Genomic DNA, 20,539 nt, shown 5'->3' with positions numbered 1-20,539 from the left:
AACCTGTTTTATACCTATATAGAGATAATTTAACTCGCCGAGAAACCTTTGGTTTCGATCAGGGCGATCAGCTCGGCCTTGCTCAGTTCGCTCTCGATGATGGCCTTGCTGCTGGCAAAGTCGACGCTGGCGCTGCTGACAGCGGGTTGGGCCAGCAGGGCTTTTTGCAGGCTGGCGGCGCAGCCACCGCAGGACATGCCGGAGACGGTGAGTTCGATGGTCATGGGATATCTCCTCTGTTGATTGACTGTCAGCGTAAAGCTGCCGCCCGCGGCAAGGTCAAGTCACCCGTCGCTTCCCTGTCACGGCTGGCTAGCCCATCAGCCCCAGGTAGTTCATCAGGGTGGCCCCCAGGCTGGTGGTGACGAGCGAGCCCAGCGTGGTGGTGGCGATGATATTGGCTGCAAGGGCGCTGTCGCCCCCCATGGCGCGAGTCATCACATAGCTGGCGGCGGCGGTGGGGGTGGAGCTGATGAGAAACAGGATGCCGAGGGCCTGCGGGCTGAAACCCAGCGCCCAGGCACCCATCACCAGCAGCAGCGGGATGCACAGCAGCCGGTTGGCGGTGGCCCAGCCGGTCAGCAGGGCACCGCCGCGCAGGGCCTTGAGGTTGAGGCTGGCACCGGTGCACAAGAGTGCCAACGGCAGGGTCATGTTGGCGAAATAGTTGCCTGTGGTGATCACCAACTGGGGCAGCTCGATGCCGAGCAGGCCGAACGGCAGGGCCGCCAGGATGGCGATGATCAACGGGTTTTTGGCGATCCCCCTGAGGATCGGCTTGATCCCCTGGCTGCCCCCCAGGCTGCGGGTCAGGGTGATCACCGCAAGAATGTTGTAGAGCACGGTGACCGAGCCCACCAGCAGGGCGGCGGCGCCGATCCCCTCGGCGCCATAGGCGTTCTGCACATACGCCAGCCCCATGATCCCCATGTTGCCGCGAAAGCTCCCTTGCACGAAGATGCCGCGCTGGCGCCGCTCCGGGATGAAGCGGGCCGCCAGCAGCTCCAGCACCAGAAAGCCGGTGAGGGTGCCGAGCAGGCCGTAGACGATGAGCCAGGGGCTCGGCATGGTGGAGAAATCGGTGCGCACCATGCTGAGAAACAACAGTGCCGGCAGGGTGACCTGAAACACCAGGCGGGAGGCGGACTCGACGAAGCTGTCCGGCAGCAGGCCCAGCTGCTTGAGCCAAATGCCGAGCAGCAGCACCACGCAGATGGGGCCGGTGATGGAGAGAGAGAAGTGCAGACTGGCCAACAGATCCATGATGCGCGTCCTGTGCGATGGCGGGTGGCACGGCATGCGCCGGCGCCAAAAGGGCATTCTAACGCCATGGGCTTGTATTCACAGGGGTTAATCACAACAATGTGGGCAATTCCACCGCCGAGCCCCTGTGAGCCACTTCATGGACAAAAAACTGACCATCCTCGATATCGCCCGACTCAGTGGTGTCGGCAAGTCGACCGTCTCCCGGGTGCTCAACCAGGATCCCAAGGTCAAGCAGGCGACCCGCGAGCGGGTGGAGCAGATCATCGCCGAGCACGGCTTCGTGCCGAGCAAGTCGGCGCGGGCCATGCGCAGCCAGAGCCAGCAGGTGGTGGGGATCATCGTCTCGCGGCTCGATTCCAGCTCGGAAAACCAGGCGGTGCGCGGCATGCTGGAGACCCTCTACCGGTGCGGCTACGACGCCGTGCTGATGGAGAGCAAGTTCTCCCCCGCCAAGGTGCAGGAGCATCTGGCGGTGCTGGAGCGGCGCGGGGTGGATGGCATCATTCTGTTCGCCTTCAACGATCTGGACTATGCCGCCATGGCGCCGCTCAGGGAGAAGCTGGTGCTGGTGGCCCGCGACCATCCCGGCTTCTCCTCGGTCTGTTTTGACGACGCCGGTGCAGTGCGCACCATGCTGGACCAGCTCGCTAACCGCGGCATTCGCGACATCGCCTACCTGGGGGTGGACACCGCCGACCTCACCACCGGCCAGCGCCGGCTCGATGCCTACCTCGGCTACTGTGCCGAACAGGGGCTGACGGCGCGCAGCGCCCTCGGCGATCTCAGCCTGCAGAGCGGCTACCGGCTGGCGGGGGAACTGCTCACCCCGACCACGGGCGCCCTGGTCTGTGCCAGCGACACCCTCGCCATCGGCGCCGCGAAATACCTGCAGGAGCAGGGGCGTAGCGAGGTGCTGGTGACCGGCCTTGGCAACAACCCCATGCTCACCTTTCTCTTCCCCAACGCCCTCAGCCTGGATCTCGGCTACAAGGGGGCGGGGGAGCAGGCCGCGCGCCAGCTGCTCGGCCAGATCGAGCAGGATCAGCGCCCGCTGGCGACCATAGCCCCCTGCCACTCTTTGTGAACGCCATCACCTAGCGCCGCACAAAAAACGCGCTTTTTGTGACCTCGTCCACGTATTGGGAACGTTCCCATTTTGATCGTGACCAATTGGCGGCATGCTAAATGGGAACGATACCAAAAACGCTCGGGCCCGCAGACTGGCCCAAAAGGGCGACGCAGACCAATATCAATGGAGTCACAGAGGGAAGGCTCATGTCCAAGATCAACGCACAACATCTGGCCACGCTCATCGACAAGATCGGTGGCAAGGAGAACATCGCAACCGTCAGCCACTGCCTGACCCGGTTGCGCTTCGTCCTCAATGATCCGGCCAAGGCCGACAGCAAGGCCATCGAAACCATACCGGCGGTGAAGGGAAGCTTCACCCAGGGCGGCCAGTTCCAGGTGGTCATCGGCAACGAGGTGGAGCAGTGGTACAAGGCGCTGACCGAAGAGATCGGCGTCAGCGGTGGCAGCAAGGAGGCCGCCAAGCAGGCGGCGCGCCAGAACATGAATCCGCTGGAGCGGGGCATCTCCCACCTGGCGGAGATCTTCGTGCCCCTGCTGCCGGCCATCATCACCGGCGGTCTGATCCTGGGCTTTCGCAACGTCATCGGCGACATCAAGATGTTCGACGATGGCACCCACACCCTCACCGAGATCAGCCAGTTCTGGGCTCAGGTGCACGCCTTCCTCTGGCTGCTGGGCGAGGCCATCTTCCACTTCCTGCCGGTGGGCGTCTGCTGGTCGGCGGTGAAGAAGATGGGCGGCTCCGAGATCCTGGGTATCGTGCTCGGTATCACGCTGGTGTCGCCCCAGCTGATGAACGCCTACGGCATCGGCCAGCAGACTCCCGAGGTGTGGGACTTCGGTCTGTTCGTCATCCAGAAGGTGGGTTATCAGGCCCAGGTCATCCCGGCCCTGCTGGCGGGTGTCTTCCTCGCCTGGGTGGAGACCAATCTCAAGCGGATCATTCCGGCCTACCTCTACCTGGTCATAGTCCCCTTCATCTCCCTGCTGCTGGCGGTGATCGTGGCCCACGCCTTTATCGGCCCGTTCGGTCGCTGGTTGGGTGACGGCGTCGGCTTTGCCGCCAAGGCCGCCATGACCGGCTCGTTTGCCCCCATCGGTGCCGCCCTGTTCGGCTTCCTCTACGCCCCGCTGGTCATCACCGGTATCCACCACACCACCAACGCGGTGGATCTGCAACTGATGCAGAGCATGGGGGGCACCCCGATCTGGCCGCTGATCGCCCTCTCCAACATCGCCCAGGCCTCTGCGGTGGTCGGCATCATCCTCATCAGCCGCAAGGAGAACGAGCGGGAGATCTCGGTACCTGCCGCCATCTCCGCCTACCTGGGGGTGACCGAGCCGGCCATGTACGGCATCAACCTCAAGTACAAGTTCCCCATGCTGTGCGCCATGGTGGGCTCCAGCCTTGCGGCCCTCATCTGCGGCTTCGCCGGGGTGATGGCCAACGGCATCGGGGTAGGGGGCCTGCCGGGCATCCTCTCCATCCAGCCGCAATACTGGGCCGTCTATGCCATCGCCATGCTGGTGGCCATCGTCGTGCCTATCGTGCTGACCCTGCTGGTTTACCAGCGCCAGCAGGCGGCCGGCAAGCTGGCTCAGGCCAGCGCCTGACTCCACGTATCAGGGCGACCCACAGGGGTCGCCCTCTCCCTTTTTCATTCGAGACAAGAGCAAGACCCATGAGCCAAACACCCTGGTGGCAGAGCGCCGTGATTTACCAGATCTACCCCAAGAGCTTTCAGGACAGCGGTGCCCGCGGTACTGGTGATCTCAAGGGGATCATGGCCCGCCTCGACTATCTCAAGACCCTCGGCGTCGACGCCCTCTGGCTGACTCCGGTGTACGTCTCGCCGCAGGTGGACAACGGCTACGACATCGCCGACTATCTGAACATTGATCCCGCCTACGGCACCATGGCCGACTTCGAGGCGCTACTGGCCGCCGCCCACGCACGCGACATCCGCATCGTGATGGATATAGTGGTGAACCACACCTCCACCGAGCACGCCTGGTTCAAGTCGGCGATGGGGGACAAGAACAGCCCCTACCGCGATTACTACATCTGGAAGGACCCGGTGGAAGGTGGCGTGCCCAACAACTGGCAATCCAAGTTTGGCGGCAGCGCCTGGGAGCTGGATAAGGCCACCGGTCAGTACTACCTGCACCTGTTTGCCCGCGAGCAGGCGGATCTCAACTGGGAGAACCCGGCCGTGCGCGCCGAGGTCAAAAACATCATCCACTTCTGGGCGAACAAGGGGGTGGACGGTTTCCGCCTCGACGTCATCAACCTCATCTCCAAGGATCTGCGCTTCCCGAGCGACGACAGTGGCGATGGCCGCCGCTTCTACACCGACGGGCCGCGCATCCACGAATTTTTGCAGGACGTGAGCCGCGACGTGTTCGCCCCGGTCGGCGCCATGACGGTGGGGGAGATGTCGTCCACTTCGCTGGAGCACTGCCAGCGCTATGGCGCGCTGGATGGCTCCGAGCTCTCCATGGTGTTCAACTTCCACCATCTGAAGGTGGACTATCCCAATGGCGACAAGTGGACCAAGGCGCCGTTCGATTTCCTCGAGCTCAAGCGCATCTTCAACCACTGGCAGAGCGGTATGCATGGCAAGGGATGGTCGGCGCTGTTCTGGTGCAACCACGACCAACCGCGCATCGTCTCCCGCTTCGGCGATGAGGGTGAACATAGGGTAGTGGCCGCCAAGATGCTGGCCAGCACTCTGCACGGCCTGCAGGGCACCCCCTACATCTATCAGGGGGAGGAGATCGGCATGACCAACCCCGGTTATCAGCGCATCGATGACTATCAGGATGTGGAGAGCCGCAACATCTTCGCCATCAAGCAGGCTGAAGGCGTGAGCGAGGCCGAGATCCTGGCCATCCTCGGCGCCAAGTCCCGTGACAACTCGCGCACCCCGATGCAATGGAGCACCGCGCCCAATGCCGGCTTCACCAGCGGCACCCCCTGGCTCAAGCCCGCCGCCAACTATCCCGCGATCAATGCCGAGGCGGCGCTGGCCGACCAGAACTCGGTGTTCTGGCACTACCGGGATTTGATCCGCCTGCGCAAGGCGCACCCCATCTTCACTCACGGGGATTATCAGGAGCTGCTGGCGGGGCATCCGCAGATCTGGGCCTATGCCCGCCGGGCCAACGGTCAGACCCTGCTGGTGGTGAGCAACTTCTACGGCGAGCCGGCCACCTTCGCCCTGCCGGACGAGCTGGTCACCGGCAAGGGGCGCTTGCTGCTTGGCAACTACCCCGATAGCCCGGCCCGGCCTCAATCGGGTATGCTGCGCCCTTATGAATCCCTGATCTGGCTGGTGGAGTAGGCGATGAGCGAGGTGATGATGAAGGCGGCGGTACGTGGCCCCGAGTGGCAGAAGATGGTGGCGGGGGAGCCCTATGATGCGGGCGACCCCGAGCTCAAAGCGGCGCGCGAGCGCTGCCGCAGGCTCTATCACACCTTCAACACCAGCTGGCAGGAGAAACCGGCGCGGGATGCCCTGCTCCATGAACTGCTGGGCGGCCGTGGCAAGGAGTGCGCCATCAACCCGCAGTTCTTTTGCGACTATGGCGCCAACATCTTCGTGGGAGAGAACTTCTACGCCAACGTTAACTGCACCATCCTCGACGTCTGCGAGGTGCACATCGGCGACAACGTGCTGCTGGCGCCCGGGGTGCAGATCTACACCGCCGCTCATCCGGTGGCGGTGGCGCCGCGCTCAAGGCGCCATCCTTCATCTTGTTTGTTCCCAAGGACGTGCCGGCCAAACCGAGCAATGCGTCCTCACTTCAGGTTGGCAGCAAGGCTCCGCAGCGTTTGTGCTGTTTCATGACCACCAGGGTCTTGAAGCTGCGCACCTGCTCCCTGGCATGCAGCACCCGCCGGGTAAACTGGTCGTAGCTCTGCATGTCCCGTGCGGCGACCTGCAGCACGAAGTCCTGCTCCCCCGTGACGTACCAGAGGTCCATGACCTCCGGCTCCCCTTGCAGGCTGGCGATCATCTCATCGACGATGCGGCCGTGATCCCGCTCCAGCGTCACGAGCACCAGCATGGTGATGGGCCAGCCCATGGTGGCCGGTGCCACCAGCGCCACCTCCCGTTCGATGAGTTCCGCCTCCCGCAGCGCCCGCACGCGGCGGTAACAGGCCGGCGCCGAGAGGCCGACCCGGTGGGCGAGCTCGGGGATCGGCAGGCGGGCATCCTGCTGCAGTTCGGCGAGGATGAGCAGATCGAATTTGTCGGTCATGAAAAGAGAGATAAAAATTATCGAATAGGGCCAGTTTTAGACCGAAATTACGGCTATCGCCAGATATATTTTACTTCTCATTGTCTGCTCAGGTTTGAACAAGATGCCGCCGAACACTACTGCTTTTTCCTCCCTGCTGGCGGTCATCCTCGCCATGCTGTCGATTACCCTCGGCGCTTCGCTGGCCAAGTCCTTGTTTCCCCTGATCGGGGCTGCGGGTACCACCTTGTTCCGGCTGGGATGCGCCGCTCTGCTCCTCTCGCTGGTGTTTCGGATCTGGCGAATGCCCCTCGATCGGCGCACCCTGCTGGGGGCCATCCCGTATGGACTGTCGCTCGGGGCCATGAACCTGCTCTTCTATCTGGCGATCGAGCGGATCCCCCTCGGCGTGGCGCTGGCCATCGAGTTCATCGGCCCCTTGACGGTGGCGCTGCTCGGCTCCCGCCATCGGGCAGACTTTCTCTGGCTGGCGCTGGCCATCATAGGCCTGCTGTTGTTGCTGCCGCTGCGGGCGGCCGAGCAGACCCTCGATCCGCTGGGGGCGGCGCTGGCGCTCGGGGCCGGGGTGTTCTGGGGGCTCTATATGCTGACCGGCAAGCGGGCCGGTACCCTGCTGGGGGCGCAGGCGCAGGCGCAGGCGCAGGCGCCGGCGCTGGGCATGTGGGTGGGGGCCTTTCTGGTGCTGCCCTTCGGCCTCGGTGGTGCGAGCGAGGCCACCTTCACCCTGCCCGTGGTGCTGACCATCGTGGGGGTAGGGCTGCTCTCCAGCGCGATTCCCTACTCCCTCGAGATGTTTGCCCTGCGCCGACTGCCGCTCAAGAGCTACGGCATTCTGACCAGCGGTGAACCTGCCATGGGGGCCCTGATGGGGTTGCTGTTGCTGGGGGAACAGTTACCCCCTGGTCAGTGGCTGGGGATAGCGGCGATCATCGTCGCCTCCATGGGCACCACCTGGCAAGGCGGGCGCCGGCGCACCGAGCCGGCGTGATCTCGTCACCCCGTATGGCAGCCGGATCATGCTCATGACCCCGTCGGTGGAGGCCTGCGGTTCGCTGAACCCGGGATGTACAGCCACTTCAGATTTTTTGAACATCTAGGCCAGTTTATCTCGCTAACAATGGCGAGCCAGGATGTTTAATATTCACTCAACGCTTAGGCAGGAACGCCAAGCGGCCAAATAACTGGTCGTTCAAGGCTGTGAGACCTTCAAATAGGAGGTCTGATGTTGGTGAAAGAACTACACACTATTTGAATAACCTCTTGCATGGATGCATTGATTCGGGGCCGTCGGCCCAGGCAATGACATAGAAACCAAGAGAGTGAATGAACATGAAAAACGTAATCAAGATGCTGGCCGTTGCAGGCCTGATGACCGCAGGTTTTGCCCAGGCTTCCGTTCCGGCTGACTTCAACGCCGCCCCGGGTGTGCTGTTTGTAAACTGGCACGCCACCGCTGCGGTGGAAGGCAAGGGCAACCCCATGCTGGAAGTGCGTGACGAGTCTGGTGACCTGGTTGCCTCCGTGCACGCCAACCTGATGGGCAGCCAGCAGGTGCAGATCCCGAGCCGCACCCAGGGCAACCTGACCGTGAGCCTGGGTGAGCAGAGCAGCGACTACCGCATTCCGTTCGGTATCGGCAGCGGGCGTCAGCGCTAAGGGATCCCCGGGCAACCGGACATCCACGCGAGACAAGACAGGGAGGCCGAGGCCTCCCTGTCGTCGTTGGCAAGAATATGCTCCAGCTCTGGCTACCGAGCTCAAAGGTGCAAGCCGGTCGTTGATCGCCATACGGCAGATCCTCGGCGCGACCAGCTCGCAGCGCACTCTTGCGCCACACTCCCGCGCCGCGAGCGCGACAGATCTTCTGTTCCGATATACCGCCTTTTATTTCCCTGTCCGACCATACCGTCGGTACCGTGCAGCTTGCACACATTCTGCCTGTTCAACGCATTGCGCGGGTCTGCTTGGCGACATCCGTCCGCTGACAGCAGCCTGCCGCCTGCCGTTTTCCCGTTCCACAGAAGCCTATACTCCCTGAAGAACCTGTTGTGGGAGTGGTGATCATGCGTAGTCTCGTCTTGTTGGCCTGCTGTTGTATGGGGTCGGCCCTGGCTGCCCCGGTGCAGCTCAGGCTGCTGGAGTGGGGGTATCTGCCCGCCGGATATGAACAGCAATTTGCCGAGTACGCCAAGCGCGAGGGGGTGGAGGCGACAGTGACCCGGATCGAGCCACTGCTCACCGACTTTGACAGCGTCTATCGTGCTCTGCGCACCCGCAGTGCCGACGTGGTGATGCCGACCAGCTACTTCTACAAGGCGCATCATCAACCCCTCTTCAAGCTGCTGCTGCCCATCGACTTTGGCCGCTTGCGCCATTACCAGGAGGTGAGGCCGGCGCTCAAGAATACCGAGTATGACAAGCTGGGGGAGCGCAACTATTCAGTGCCCTTCTCCTACGCCATGTTCAGTCTGGCTTACGACAGCAAGCAGGAAAACACCCCGCCCACCAGCTGGCAGGCGTTGGCCGAGCCGACGCGGCAAGGGCAATTTGCGGTTTTCTGCGATCAGTTTGAGCCCTTGCTCTTCTCCGTGCTGCTCTCCCTTGGCAAGTCACCCGCCCTCTTTGCCAGTGGTGAAATGCTGGCCGATAGCCCGTTGCAGTATGAGGTTGAAGGGCAACTGACCCGGCGGCTCAAGGCGAGTCGGGGCTTCTGGTTCAATCAGGCCAATCGGTGCGAGGATCTGCGCCATCAGCGCCTGGCCACCACCTGGGGGCTGGAGCTGGTGGAGTGCAACCGGCAAAACGGTCAGCAGTGGCGCATCGCCATGGTAAGGGAGGGGGCCATCTATGCCCTTGATGCCCTCTCGATTGCGCGGGATGTCGGGGATGATCCGGTCAGGCTCAAGGCGGCCTACCTGCTGATCGACTTCCTGTTGAGCGAACCCCTGCAGAGCCGCATGTTGATGGGCACACCGACGGTTTCCGGCAGCAATGGATCGGCCCGCCCCCCGCTTACCCCGGAGGAGCAGGCCGTGTTGCCGCCGCAGGCCCTGCCCGAGTTTGACGAGCGCCTGCTGGTGCCGGCCCTGCCCGCGCACATCAAGAATCGCTACAAGCGGATGGTGCAGCAGGCGCTGGCCAGCAGTGGCAAGGAGGGGCTGGCCAAGGTATGTCCCTGGGATCTGGCGAACTGATACCGGCGCTAGCGGGGGGTAAGGACGGGGCGATCGGAGAGGAGCTCCTGCACCAGTTGCACGGCCAGGTGGATATTGGACTCCATGGTATCGCCATCCTGCGCATTGGCTTTCCAGCTGTCGGGGGCTTCAGGATGGGGCCCGGAGACGGCCACTTTTCCTTTACCGTAGGCGCCGATTAAGGCGGCGATCCGGCCATCGTCGAAGTAGGCAAGTTCACGCACCGGTTCGGTGCCTGGCTGCAGGGCGAAGGTAGGGCCGGCCTGGTAGTACATGCGGCGCACCTCCCCGAGCCAGCGAATGTCATAGATCTTGGGAGAGAAGTCACCGTCGTAGTCGTCAGACTCTGCCGGCACCAAACCGAGCGCCTTCACATAATTGCCCTCGTCGGCCCAACCCAGAGACGCGACAAAGGCACCGCCGCAAATCCCCAGATAGCGCCCGCCCTGACTCAGATAGCGTTTGAGCGACCCGGCGATGGCCGGGGTGAACCGATGAACCAGGGGCTCTACGTCATCTTCGGTTCCGCCGATGATAAACAGACGGGCGCCCGCCAACTTGACCGGGAGATCGCTCAGGTTGTCGAGATAAACCACGGGGAGCCCGGCCTGTTTGACCACGGCGGCGATCGCCTCGTTGCTGTCCGGGTCCGAAATGGGGCCTGTATAGAGCAGGGCGTAGCCTGTCGGATTGGCGTCTATCTGTGGCTGGCTCTGGGCCTTTCCCGCGAGAGGGCAGATCATCAGCAGGGTGGACCACAGCAGCCAGCGCACTGGTCGGCTCGCTGATGACCTCAACGCGTGAAGGCCAAGGTGTCGGTTGCTCAACATATCATCTTCCTGTGTGGGTCATCACTGTGGGGACCAGGCCGGCTTATCGCCCTGACCGTAATGGATATGGGATGAGCGTCTTGCAGCCCGGGTTGCGGACGCTTTGTCACCATGATGAAGAGACCATCCTCCTCGCTGTAGAAGCGCTGATAGCGCTCGTCCTGGGTGATGGCCACGAAGGCCGCCTCGTCGTCGAGGCGCATATCGCGCAGCCTCAGGCGCTCGGTCTCAAGGATAAACATGCAGCCCTCCTCCAATGAGCGGTCATTATGGGGCTTAGGATGAGGGGAGGGACAATCCCCAACCGGGGGGCGTCTCGGTAGTTGGCCGCACACCTGGCCTCGGCGAGGATCAGGGGAGTCAATACCGTGCCCCCATTGCCTTATGCGGCGCAGCCGCATCTCTCTTACCCGGTGCAATGCACTGTATTTCCAAGACGAATGAGCCCTCCCGGCCAGGGAGGGCTCGTGCTTGCCACAGGCCAGGCGCTCGGTCGAGCGCCTCCTGCTACGCCTCTACAACTTCACCATGATATGCCGCGGCACCGTGTAGTCCTCCAGCGCGTAGAGGGAGAGATCCTTGCCGTAGCCGGACATTTTCATGCCGCCGTGTGGCATCTCGGAGGTGAGCATGAAGTGGGTGTTGATCCAGGTGCAGCCGTACTGCAGGTGGCTGGCCACCTTGCTGGCAAGGCCGAGATCCCGGGTCCAGACCGAGCTGGCGAGGCCGTAATCCGAGTCGTTGGCCCACTGCACCACCTGCTCGGCGTCGCTGAAGCGGGTCACCGACACCACGGGGCCGAACACCTCCCTACGCACAATTTCATCCTCCTGGCGAGCATGGGCGATCAGGGTAGGCTCGAAGAAGAAGCCGTTGCCGGGGCGGATCTTGCCCCCCGCCGTCACCTCCACGTGACCGCTGCTCTGGGCCCGCTCCACGAAGCTGGCCACCCGGTTGCGCTGCCGGTCAGAGATGAGCGGCCCCATCTCCACCCCCTCCTCGCGCGGACCGCCCACCTTGATGGAGGCCACCGCATCCGTCATGGCGGCGACAAATTTGTCGTAGATCTTGCCCTGGGCATAGATGCGGCAGGCGGCAGTGCAGTCCTGGCCGGCGTTGTAGAAGCCGAAAGTACGGATGCCCGCCACCACGGCCTCCAGATCCGCGTCGTCGAAGATGATGACCGGCGCCTTGCCCCCCAGCTCCAGGTGGGTGCGCTTCATGGTGCGGGCGGCACTCTGCAGGATCTTCTGGCCGGTGGCAATGTCACCGGTCAGCGACACCATGCGCACCAGCGGGTGCTCTACCAGCGGCGCCCCCACGCTCTCGCCCCGGCCGCAGACGATGTTGATGACGCCGCGCGGGAAGAGCTCGCTGGCGAGCTCCGCCAGGCGCAGGGCGGTGAGGGGGGTCTGCTCGGAGGGTTTGAGCACCACCGTATTGCCGGCGGCGAGCACCGGGGCCATCTTCTAGGCCGCCATCATCAGGGGGTAGTTCCAGGGGGCAATGCTGCCCACCACCCCGATGGGATCTCGGCGGATCATGCTGGTGTGCCCCTCGATATACTCCCCGGCGAGTGGCCCCTGCAGGCAGCGGGCGGCCCCGGCGAAGAAGCGGAAGCAGTCCACTACCGCCGGCAGCTCATCGTTCAGCACCGCCAGATAGGGCTTGCCGCAGTTGAGGGATTCCAGCGCCGCAAACTCCTCGGCGTGGCGTTCGATGGCATCGGCCAGGCGCAGCAGCAGGGTACTGCGTTGAGCTGGTGTGGTGCGGCTCCACTGGGCGAAGGCGCGCTGGGCGCCGTTCACCGCCCGGTTCACCTGCTCGAACGAGGCTTCTGGCACCGAGGCGAGAAGTTCCCCGGTGGCAGGGTTGAGGATGGGCTCGGCCGGGCCGTCACCGGTGACGAACTGGCCATCGATCAAGAGTTGGGTAGAGAGTTTCATGGTTGCATCCTTGCGCACGCGTTGAGTCGTTATTTGCCACTGCCGGCGACGTCCTGGCCGTCGCGGGTGAGGTAGTAGGCAAGCAGAATGGGAATGGTGGTGAAGGCCACTATGATGAGCGCCACCACGTTGGTGACCGGCCTGTCCCGTGGCCGGATCAGCTCCTGATACATCCAGATCGGCAGCGTGGTCTGCTGGCCGGCGGTGAAGGTGGTGACGATCACCTCGTCAAAGCTCAGCGCGAACGCCAGCATGCCCCCCGCCAGCAGCGCGGTGGCGAGGTTGGGCAGGATCACGTAGCGCAGGGTCTGGAAGCCGTCGGCGCCGAGATCCATCGACGCCTCGATAAGGCTCTGGTTGGTGCGGCGAAAGCGCGCCAGGGCGTTGTTGTAGACCACCACCACGCAGAAGGTGGCGTGACCGATGACGATGGTCCAGAAGCTGAAGGGTATCTCCATCACTCCATAGGCGGAGCGCAGCGCGATACCGGTGACGATGCCGGGCAGGGCGATGGGCAGTACCAGCAAGAGCGACACCACCTCCTGGCCGAAGAAGCGGCTGCGGGCGATGGCCCCCGCCGCCAGGGTGCCGAGCACCATGGCCACCAGGGTGGCAAGCCCGGCCACCTCCAGCGACAGCTGGATGGCGCGCCACACGTCGGGGCGGTTGAGGGTCACCTCGAACCACTTGAGGGTGAGCCCGGGGGGTGGGAACTGGTAGCTCTTGCTCTCGCTGGTGAAGGCGTAGAGGAAGATGAACAGGATTGGAAAGTGCAGGAACAAGAGACCGCCGATGGCCGCGTACTTGAGCAGGCCGGAGGGCTGGCTGCCATGGTCCCGTTTCATGGGTTGATTAGAGCGCATCGAAAGCCCCCAGACGTTTCGCGATGGTGAGGTAGATGGCGATGATGAGGATCGGCACCAGCGAGAAGGCGGCGGCGAAGGGCAGGTTGCCCGCCGTGCCCTGCTGCATGTAGACCACCTGACCTATGTACATGGTGGAGTTGCCTATGATGCCGGGGATGATGTAGTCCCCGAGCGTCAGGGAGAAGGTGAAGATGGAGCCCGCCACCACGCCGGGCAGGGCCAGCGGCAGGATCAGGGTACGAAAGGTCTGGGCCGGGGTGGCGCCGAGATCGCCGCTCGCCTCCAGCAGAGAGCGCGGGATCCGCTCCACCGCCGCCTGGATGGGCAGGATCATGAAGGGCAGCCAGACGTAGACGAACACGATGAAGGTGCCGAGGCGGGAGAAGGAGAGCGACGGCCCCCCGATCACCGGCAGCGAGAGAATAGCGTCCAGCAGCCAGTCCAGCCCCAGGGTGTCTGCCAGCCAGCTGACGACCCCCTCCTTGGCCAGGATCAGCTTCCAGGCGTAGACCCGCACCAGATAGCTGGACCAGAGCGGCAACATGATACCGACGTAGAACAGGGCCCGGGTCTTGCCGCTGGTGTAGCGCGCCATGTAGTAGGCGACGGGGAAACCGAGCAGGGCGCAGGCCAGGGTCACCAGCAGCGACATGCCGACGGTGCGCAGGATCACGTCCAGATTTTCCGCCCGCAGCAGGGCGACGAAGTTCTGCAGTCCCAGCTCGTGACGGATCTGGCCGCTGAACTCATCCAGCCCGAAGAAGGCGTTGGAGAGCAGCATCATCAGGGAGCCGACGTAGATGATGCCGAGCCAAAGCAGGGGCGGCCCGAGCAGGATGGCCAGCAGCAGGCCGGAGCGGCCGTAGAGCAGGGTAGAGAGGCGCCGCAGCGGCCTGACGCGAACGGGGTCGGTAGCGTGGCTCATGGCAAGGCTCGCACTGTGGGGGGCGCTCATGGTTGAGCTCCCAGAGGGGCGGTGTGCAGGCGATGGATCGCCTGCTCCGGCCAGCTGAGGCTGACCCGGGTGCCACGGGGCAGACGGGCCTGGCCCTCGTTGGGGTGGTTGACGATAAGCTCGAGCTGTTCGCCGAGATCGACCCGATAGCGCACGAAGGGGCCGAGGTACTCCACCTCGCGCACCTCTCCGGACCAGCCGGGCGTACCGGCCTCGGCGAGCCGGATCCGCTCCGGGCGCACCATCATCTGGCGCGCATCGCCGCACAGGCGGCGGGCCTGCTCTCCCTCGAACAGGTTGACGGTGCCGACGAAGCGGGCGACGAAGGGGGTGGCGGGGGCGTCGTAGATAGTATCCGGCGCGGCTATCTGCTCGATCTTGCCCTGATTGAAGATGCAGATGCGGTCGCTCATGGAGAGCGCCTCCTGTTGGTCGTGGGTGACAAAGATGAAGGTGATGCCGAGCTGGCGCTGCAAGGCTTTGAGCTCGAGCTGCATCTGCTCGCGCAGCTTGAGGTCGAGCGCACCCAGCGGCTCGTCCAGCAAGAGGATGCGCGGCTGGTTGATCAGCGCGCGGGCGATGGCGATGCGCTGGCGCTGGCCGCCGGAGAGCTGGCCCGGTTTGCGGTTGCCGACGCCGGGCAGGCGCACCAGCTCCAGCATCTCGTCCACCTTGCGGTAACGCTCCGCCTTGGCGACGCCCTTGAGCATCAGGCCGTAGCCGATGTTGTCGCGTACATCCATGTTGGGAAACAGGGCGTAGTCCTGAAACACGGTATTGAGGTTGCGATCGTAGGGGGGCACGGTGGAGCAGGGTTCGCCAAACAGCCGGATCTCCCCCTCGCTCGGGTATTCGAAGCCCGCGATCATCCGCAGGCAGGTGGTCTTGCCGGAACCGCTCGGCCCCAGCAGGGTGAAAAACTCGCCGGCCGGGATCTGGAAAGAGATGTCGTCGACCGCCTTCACCTCGCCATAGTGGCGGCTGACCCGGTCAAATTGTACGGCGTTCATGGGACGTCCTTGTCTGTGTGGGAAGCGGGCCGGACTCCTGTCCGGCCCCATAGGCATTTACTCAGGCAACTTCAGCGACCACCCAGAATGGCGATATAGTCTGAGACCCAACGGTAGTAAGGCACACAGGTCCCTTGGCTCTTGCACTGGGAGACGGGGGTACGCCAGAAGTGCACCCGATCAAAGTTGTCGATGCCGTTGGTCTTGCACCCCTCTTTCCCGAGCAGGGCATTGCCCTCGCAGGCGGCCGGCACCACGGGCACGGAACCGAACCAGGAGGCGAGATCCCCCTGCAGCTTGTTGCTCAGGGAGTGCTCCAGCCACTTATAGGCACAGGTCAGGTTCTTGGCCTCGCTGTGCACCATGCTGGTGTCGGCCCAGCCGGTGACCCCTTCCTCGGGCACCGTCGTGGCGATGGGCTGCTTGTCGGCGATCAGGGTATTGGCTTGGAACGGCCAGGAGCCGGAGGCTACCACCCCCTCGTTCTTGAAGTCGTCGATCTGGACGAAGGCGTCGTGCCAGTAGCGCCCCACCAGCTGACGCTGCTGGCGCAGCAGGTCGAGGGCGGCCTTGTACTGATCTTCGTTGAGCTCGTAAGGATCCTTGATGCCGAGCGCCTGCTGGTGGCTCATCAGATAGAGGGCGGCATCGGCGATGTGGATCGGGCCGTCGAACGCCTGTACCCGCCCCTTGTTGGACTTGCCGTCCGGCAGGGTCTGCTCCTCGAACACCACGCTCCAGGAGTCAGGCGCCTTGGGGAACACCTTGGTGTTGTACATCAAGATGTTGCCGCCCCACTGGTAGGGCACGCCGTAGTGCTTGCCGTCCACCGTGTGCCAGGGGGCATTCTGCAGGCGGGGATCAATTTTGCTGTAGCTCGGGATGAGCGCTAGGTTGAGCGCCTGCACCTTGCCGCCGGCGATGAGGCGCAGGCTGGCGTCACCGGAGGCGGTCACCAGATCGAAGCCCCCCTCGTTCATCAACGCCACCATCTCGTCCGAGGTGGCGGCCGTCTTGACGTTGACCTTGCAGCCGGTCTCTTTCTCGAAGCCGGTGACCCAGTCGTAGTTCTTGTCGGTCTCGCCGCGCTCCACGTAGCCGGCCCAGGCCACGATGTTGAGCTGGCCTTCACCCTTGCCGAGGGTGGTGGGGGCAGCCTGGGTCTGTCCTGCCAGCAGGGCGGGGATCAGGGCCAGGGTGAGGGGGGTCAGTTTCATCTTGCTCTCCTTGCTGGGGCGGGCACTGTGGTGATGCCACGCTGACAATTAACATCCTGTTAACCAGTCATGAGCGTAGGAGAAGCGCTGAGCAATGAGAATTTCAATTTTTAACGCCAGAGGTATCTGCTAAATCGATATCGAGTGCAGATGAATCTGAATTTTAGTGGTCGCCCGGCAAGAGAGAGTTAGCGAGGGAGTGTCTGCCGGGCCCGCAGCCGGCTCTGATCCCGCACTATGTCGATGAACTCGCGGGCGGTCCACTCCAGCCGGGAGCCACGTCGCCACACCAGGCCGATGTCGATGGCGGGAATGGGCTCCTTGATGGCGCGGGCCTCGACCCGCTCCTGCTCCAGCGACCAGGGGCGGTAGGCAAAGTCCGGCAGCAGGGCGAGCCCGAGCTGGCTGGCCACCAGGCTGCGCACCGCTTCTACCGAGGCGGTCCGCAGCACGATGCGCGGCGCGATACCGTAGCGGCGCAGGCCGCCACCGATGATTTGGTCCAGCTGGTCGGCGGTCAGCGAGATCATGGGCTCTTCGCCGAGCGCCTTGAGAGAGAGGGTCGATTCGGCGCAGAGGGGGTGGTTGGCGGCGAGCCAGACCCGCAGCGGCGAGCGGGTCAGCAGCTCGGTATCGAACGCCTCCTGGCGGATGGTGCGGTTGGTCATCAGGATCCCCACATCCACCTCGCCGTTGACGATCTGGTGCTCGAGATAGGGCTGCTCATCCTCCTTCACCTCGATCTGTACCGCCGGGAAGGCGCGGCAAAAGCGGCCGAGCGCCTCCGACAGGTAGTAGCCGGCCACCAGGGTCGTCACCCCTATGGTGAGCCGCCCCTGATCCTGCTGGGCCACCGCCTTGAGGGAGTGGCTCGCCTCGGTCATGGCGCCGAGGATGCGACGGGCATGGAGCAGAAACTGGTGGCCCTGAGTGGTGAGGCTGACCCCGCGCGGGTTGCGATCGAACAGGGGGGCGCCGAGCTCGCTCTCCAGCTCGCGGATGGCGCTGGTGACTGCCGACTGGGAGATGTGCAGCTCGGCAGCGGCGCGGCTGACCGAGAAGCTGTCGGCCACCGCCACGAAATAGCGGATCTGGCGAAAGGTGAAGTTCATCTGGGCATCCTGCCGCGTGCGATCAAGGTGACTGCCAGCTTAACCTCGAATCGCGCCCAGACAAAAGGCGCCGTGTTGGCGCCTTTGTCATGGTTTTTCCGGCGGTTAGCGGGAGCTGGCCGCCTCGATCACCGGGATCCGGTTCACCGCCTTGCCCAGATAGGCGAGGGTGATGGTCACAATGATGCAGGTGAAGCTGAGCCACATGTAGGGCAGGTAGTCGAGGGTCGCCACCCCGAGGACCCCGGCCATGAAGATGCCGTTGTCGCTCCAGGGCACCATGCCGCAGGTGAGGGTGCCGCCGAACTCGGCGTTGCGGGAGAGGTTCTTGCGCGCCAGCCCCAGCCGGTCGTAGTTCTTGGCCATGATCTTGGGGGTCAGGATCAGCGACACATACATGGCCGAGCCGAACACGTTGGCCAGGAAGGCGGTGCCTATGGTGTGGGTAGTCAGGCTGCCGGCACCCTTGATGCGCTTCTCGAAGGCGCTGGCGATCACTTCCAGGATGCCGACCTTCTCCAGCAGGCCGCCAAAGCCCAGACCGAAGATGATGACCGCCACCGAGCCCAGCATGGACTCCATGCCGCCACGGCCCAGGATGTTGTCGATGAAGTCGACGCCGGAGGTGATGGCGAACGGGCTGTAGGCGGAGTGCATCGCCTTCACCGGATCCATGTCCTGGAACAGGATGGCCCAGACAAGGCCCAGCAGGGCGCCGAAGCTGATCACCGGGAAGGCGGGTTTGCGGTTGGCCAACAGGCCCAGCACCAGCACCACGGGCACTATGGCCAGCGGGGTGATGTTGAACTGCTTGTCGAGCGCCTCCATCACCAGGTTGACCTGCTCCAGGCTGACGTTGCCGGAGTACTGCATGCCGACCACGGTGAACAGGGCGGCGGTGATGACGTAGGAGAACAGGCTGATGGGCAGCATCCCCTTGATGTGCTCCATCACGTCGACGTTGGACATGGTCGAGGCCAGCACCACAGAGTCGGAGAGCGGGGAGAGCTTGTCACCGAAGTAGACACCGGAGAGCACGGCACCGGCTACCAGCGGCGCGGGTACCCCTAGGCTGTGGCCTATACCCATCATGGCGATGCCGGCGGTAGCGGCCGAGCCCCAGGAGGTGCCGGTGGCCAGCGAGGTCAGCGAGCAGATGATCAGGGTCGCCAGCAGGAAGATGGACGGGTGTATCACCTTGAGGCCGAAGTAGATGATGCTGGGGACTATGCCGCCGGCAATCCAGGTGCCGACCAGGGCACCGACGGAGACCAGGATCAGGATGGCCCCCATCCCCTTGGCGACACCGTCGACGGCCGCCTGCTCCAGGGATTTGTAATCATGGCCGAGCTTGATGCCGAGCCCCATGATGACGAACCAGGCGATGAACAGTGCCAACTGGATTGGCAGGTCGAGCACGCTGGTGAAGGAGAAGGTCAGGGCCAGGAAAATGGCCAGACAGGCAAACACCTGCGACATGCCCGGCAATCGGATGTGGTTGTGTTGGTTTTGCATAGATACTTCCTAAACTCTTGCTCGCCAAGGTCGGTCCCTCTCGTCCTGTGGATACACGTATCCCGAGGGGCCCACCCAAAAAGAGGCCGCAATCTACCACAAACCAGGGGGGACAAATCCCAACTGATTTGGCAAAAATGCAATTTTGATTGAAAAACTTACAATTTAGTTGATCTCATAACCCGTTTTTGAGTGCTCTGTCTGCCCCGATGGGACATTCGACTCCGATAGGAAAGTCCGATTGCATACTCCAAAAATACAAATGATAATTGTTATCAATTATTGGAGGGGAGTGTTTCATGAGATGGATAGTGAGGGCCATGCTGCTGATCGGGCTGCTGGCCGTCCTGATCTGGGGTCAGGAGAGGGAGTACGGGGTATGGAGTCTGGGCTTCTTGCTGGCCGCCTGGGTCATGTTCGAACCCAGGCTGAGACCAGCGCTGATCCTGCTGCCGGTGGCCGGCATGACCGGTGTGGCGGCCCTTGTCTGGCAGCAGCCCTGGTTATGACGAGGTGGCCGGTGCGCTCTGCACCTTTTCCAGCGCCTGTTTGAGGGAGGTGATGACGTTCTTCTCCATCTCGTTGCGCTTGGCATCGGTCAGGAAGTAGATCATGTCGACGTCATGGCGAATATAGTGGGAGGGGAGCTGGTTCAGGGTCAGGCAGCAGAGATCGGCCATCTGGTTGGCGTTCAGCGTCTGGTTGAGCCCCTGCTTCTCAATCTCTTTGAGCACCAGATGCTCGTAGAAGTTGTGAATGTCGGTATCCAGTATCATATGCATTCCTTGGCATGACGATGGGCGGTGAGTCGTCAAAAGCATAGTCATAACAAGGAGTAAAAACAAAAGGCCCGTCACTTTCGTGATGGGCCTTTTGCAGAATGAATGGTGCGAAAAGAGGGACTCGAACCCTCACATCCGTGGGACACTAACACCTGAAGCTAGCGCGTCTACCAATTCCGCCACCTTCGCACACTGATTTTCTCCAGCTGGTTTTTAAATGCGGTTGGAGCGCATTTTCTGCGTTTTACATGCCAGAAGCATGGTGCGAAGAGAGGGACTCGAACCCTCACACCCGGGGGGCACTAACACCTGAAGCTAGCGCGTCTACCAATTCCGCCACCTTCGCACATCGGGTTATCAGTCTGAATTTACATGCCGTCTGATAAGAGCATATTGCAGTATGGTGCGAAGAGAGGGACTCGAACCCTCACATCCGTGGGACACTAACACCTGAAGCTAGCGCGTCTACCAATTCCGCCACCTTCGCA

Annotated in this window: 19 protein-coding genes, 3 tRNA genes and 2 pseudogenes; 8 read left to right on the top strand and 16 right to left on the bottom strand. The window is 63.1% G+C overall.

Annotation, left to right across the window (positions count from 1 at the left end):
* Positions 1-29: 29 nt before the first annotated feature.
* Positions 30-224, bottom strand: coding sequence for a heavy-metal-associated domain-containing protein (locus CAK78_RS22375; RefSeq protein ID WP_005305523.1), 195 nt, complete (start codon positions 222-224; stop codon positions 30-32).
* An 88-nt stretch (positions 225-312) separates the two neighbouring features.
* A complete protein-coding gene (locus CAK78_RS22370; RefSeq protein WP_094698758.1) occupies positions 313-1,263 on the bottom strand; it encodes an AEC family transporter in 951 nt (316 codons plus the stop codon).
* A gap of 139 nt (positions 1,264-1,402) precedes the next feature.
* On the opposite strand from CAK78_RS22370, the gene treR reads away from it, so the two are divergent.
* From treR to CAK78_RS22350, 4 genes and pseudogenes are all read left to right on the top strand, one after another.
* Positions 1,403-2,350, top strand: a complete 948-nt coding sequence (gene treR, locus CAK78_RS22365) for a trehalose operon repressor TreR (RefSeq protein WP_094698779.1) — start codon at positions 1,403-1,405, stop codon at positions 2,348-2,350.
* A 191-nt stretch (positions 2,351-2,541) separates the two neighbouring features.
* Positions 2,542-3,972 (top strand): PTS trehalose transporter subunit IIBC, encoded by a 1,431-nt coding sequence (treB, locus tag CAK78_RS22360; RefSeq protein ID WP_019840679.1) that lies wholly within the window; start codon positions 2,542-2,544, stop codon positions 3,970-3,972.
* 68 nt (positions 3,973-4,040) lie between these two features.
* Positions 4,041-5,702 carry an alpha,alpha-phosphotrehalase gene (treC, locus tag CAK78_RS22355; RefSeq protein WP_094698756.1) on the top strand — a complete coding sequence of 554 codons (1,662 nt, stop codon included), beginning with the start codon at positions 4,041-4,043 and terminating at the stop codon, positions 5,700-5,702.
* A 3-nt stretch (positions 5,703-5,705) separates the two neighbouring features.
* Positions 5,706-6,095, top strand: a pseudogene (locus CAK78_RS22350) (maltose acetyltransferase domain-containing protein); the annotation flags it as partial.
* A 70-nt stretch (positions 6,096-6,165) separates the two neighbouring features.
* Here the strand turns inward: CAK78_RS22350 and CAK78_RS22345 are convergent.
* Positions 6,166-6,624, bottom strand: coding sequence for an Lrp/AsnC family transcriptional regulator (locus CAK78_RS22345; RefSeq protein ID WP_094698755.1), 459 nt, complete (start codon positions 6,622-6,624; stop codon positions 6,166-6,168).
* Between the two features lie 103 nt (positions 6,625-6,727).
* On the opposite strand from CAK78_RS22345, the gene CAK78_RS22340 reads away from it, so the two are divergent.
* From CAK78_RS22340 to CAK78_RS22330, 3 genes are all read left to right on the top strand, one after another.
* Entirely contained in the window at positions 6,728-7,612 is an 885-nt protein-coding gene (locus tag CAK78_RS22340; protein WP_176452896.1) for an EamA family transporter, read from the top strand.
* 335 nt (positions 7,613-7,947) lie between these two features.
* Positions 7,948-8,280, top strand: a complete 333-nt coding sequence (locus CAK78_RS22335) for a hypothetical protein (RefSeq protein ID WP_094698753.1) — start codon at positions 7,948-7,950, stop codon at positions 8,278-8,280.
* A 440-nt stretch (positions 8,281-8,720) separates the two neighbouring features.
* The gene (locus CAK78_RS22330; RefSeq protein ID WP_094698752.1) at positions 8,721-9,818 is read left to right on the top strand and encodes an ABC transporter substrate-binding protein; all 1,098 of its coding nucleotides are present in this window, start codon (positions 8,721-8,723) and stop codon (positions 9,816-9,818) included.
* Positions 9,819-9,826: 8 nt separating this feature from the next.
* Here the strand turns inward: CAK78_RS22330 and CAK78_RS22325 are convergent, their stop codons facing one another.
* The 9 genes and pseudogenes from CAK78_RS22325 to nhaC form a co-directional block, all read right to left on the bottom strand.
* Positions 9,827-10,591, bottom strand: coding sequence for a hypothetical protein (locus CAK78_RS22325; protein WP_094698751.1), 765 nt, complete (start codon positions 10,589-10,591; stop codon positions 9,827-9,829).
* Between the two features lie 50 nt (positions 10,592-10,641).
* Positions 10,642-10,890 (bottom strand): GNAT family N-acetyltransferase, encoded by a 249-nt coding sequence (locus tag CAK78_RS23475; RefSeq protein WP_254924859.1) that lies wholly within the window; start codon positions 10,888-10,890, stop codon positions 10,642-10,644.
* Positions 10,891-11,163: 273 nt separating this feature from the next.
* Positions 11,164-12,594 (bottom strand): annotated as a pseudogene (locus CAK78_RS22315) (gamma-aminobutyraldehyde dehydrogenase).
* Between the two features lie 29 nt (positions 12,595-12,623).
* The gene (locus tag CAK78_RS22310; RefSeq protein WP_010636002.1) at positions 12,624-13,439 is read right to left on the bottom strand and encodes an ABC transporter permease; all 816 of its coding nucleotides are present in this window, start codon (positions 13,437-13,439) and stop codon (positions 12,624-12,626) included.
* A 7-nt stretch (positions 13,440-13,446) separates the two neighbouring features.
* A complete protein-coding gene (locus tag CAK78_RS22305; RefSeq protein ID WP_094698750.1) occupies positions 13,447-14,415 on the bottom strand; it encodes an ABC transporter permease in 969 nt (322 codons plus the stop codon).
* Positions 14,412-15,425 carry an ABC transporter ATP-binding protein gene (locus CAK78_RS22300; protein ID WP_094698749.1) on the bottom strand — a complete coding sequence of 338 codons (1,014 nt, stop codon included), beginning with the start codon at positions 15,423-15,425 and terminating at the stop codon, positions 14,412-14,414. Before CAK78_RS22300 ends, CAK78_RS22305 begins: the two co-directional genes overlap by 4 nt.
* A gap of 71 nt (positions 15,426-15,496) precedes the next feature.
* Positions 15,497-16,642 (bottom strand): ABC transporter substrate-binding protein, encoded by a 1,146-nt coding sequence (locus tag CAK78_RS22295; RefSeq protein ID WP_094698748.1) that lies wholly within the window; start codon positions 16,640-16,642, stop codon positions 15,497-15,499.
* Between the two features lie 188 nt (positions 16,643-16,830).
* The gene (locus CAK78_RS22290) at positions 16,831-17,754 is read right to left on the bottom strand and encodes a LysR family transcriptional regulator (RefSeq protein WP_094698747.1); all 924 of its coding nucleotides are present in this window, start codon (positions 17,752-17,754) and stop codon (positions 16,831-16,833) included.
* A gap of 105 nt (positions 17,755-17,859) precedes the next feature.
* A complete protein-coding gene (nhaC, locus tag CAK78_RS22285) occupies positions 17,860-19,269 on the bottom strand; it encodes a Na+/H+ antiporter NhaC (protein ID WP_094698746.1) in 1,410 nt (469 codons plus the stop codon).
* Positions 19,270-19,568: 299 nt separating this feature from the next.
* Between nhaC and CAK78_RS22280 the strand changes: the two genes are divergently transcribed.
* Positions 19,569-19,778, top strand: a complete 210-nt coding sequence (locus CAK78_RS22280; protein WP_094698745.1) for a hypothetical protein — start codon at positions 19,569-19,571, stop codon at positions 19,776-19,778.
* Here the strand turns inward: CAK78_RS22280 and CAK78_RS22275 are convergent.
* The 4 genes from CAK78_RS22275 to CAK78_RS22260 form a co-directional block, all read right to left on the bottom strand.
* Entirely contained in the window at positions 19,773-20,045 is a 273-nt protein-coding gene (locus tag CAK78_RS22275) for a late competence development ComFB family protein (protein ID WP_176452895.1), read from the bottom strand. The genes CAK78_RS22280 and CAK78_RS22275 overlap by 6 nt on opposite strands.
* Before the next feature lie 109 nt (positions 20,046-20,154).
* A tRNA-Leu gene (locus CAK78_RS22270) sits at positions 20,155-20,240 on the bottom strand.
* Positions 20,241-20,311: 71 nt separating this feature from the next.
* A tRNA-Leu gene (locus tag CAK78_RS22265) sits at positions 20,312-20,397 on the bottom strand.
* Positions 20,398-20,452: 55 nt separating this feature from the next.
* Positions 20,453-20,538 (bottom strand) — tRNA-Leu (locus tag CAK78_RS22260).
* Between the last annotated feature and the right edge of the window lies 1 nt (position 20,539).

Source organism: Aeromonas sp. A35_P (assembly GCF_002259925.1).
GTDB classification, from domain to species: Bacteria; Pseudomonadota; Gammaproteobacteria; order Enterobacterales; family Aeromonadaceae; genus Aeromonas; species Aeromonas dhakensis.
The sequence above is the reverse complement of the archived record's forward strand: the minus strand, read 5'-3'. Positions and strand labels throughout refer to the sequence as shown.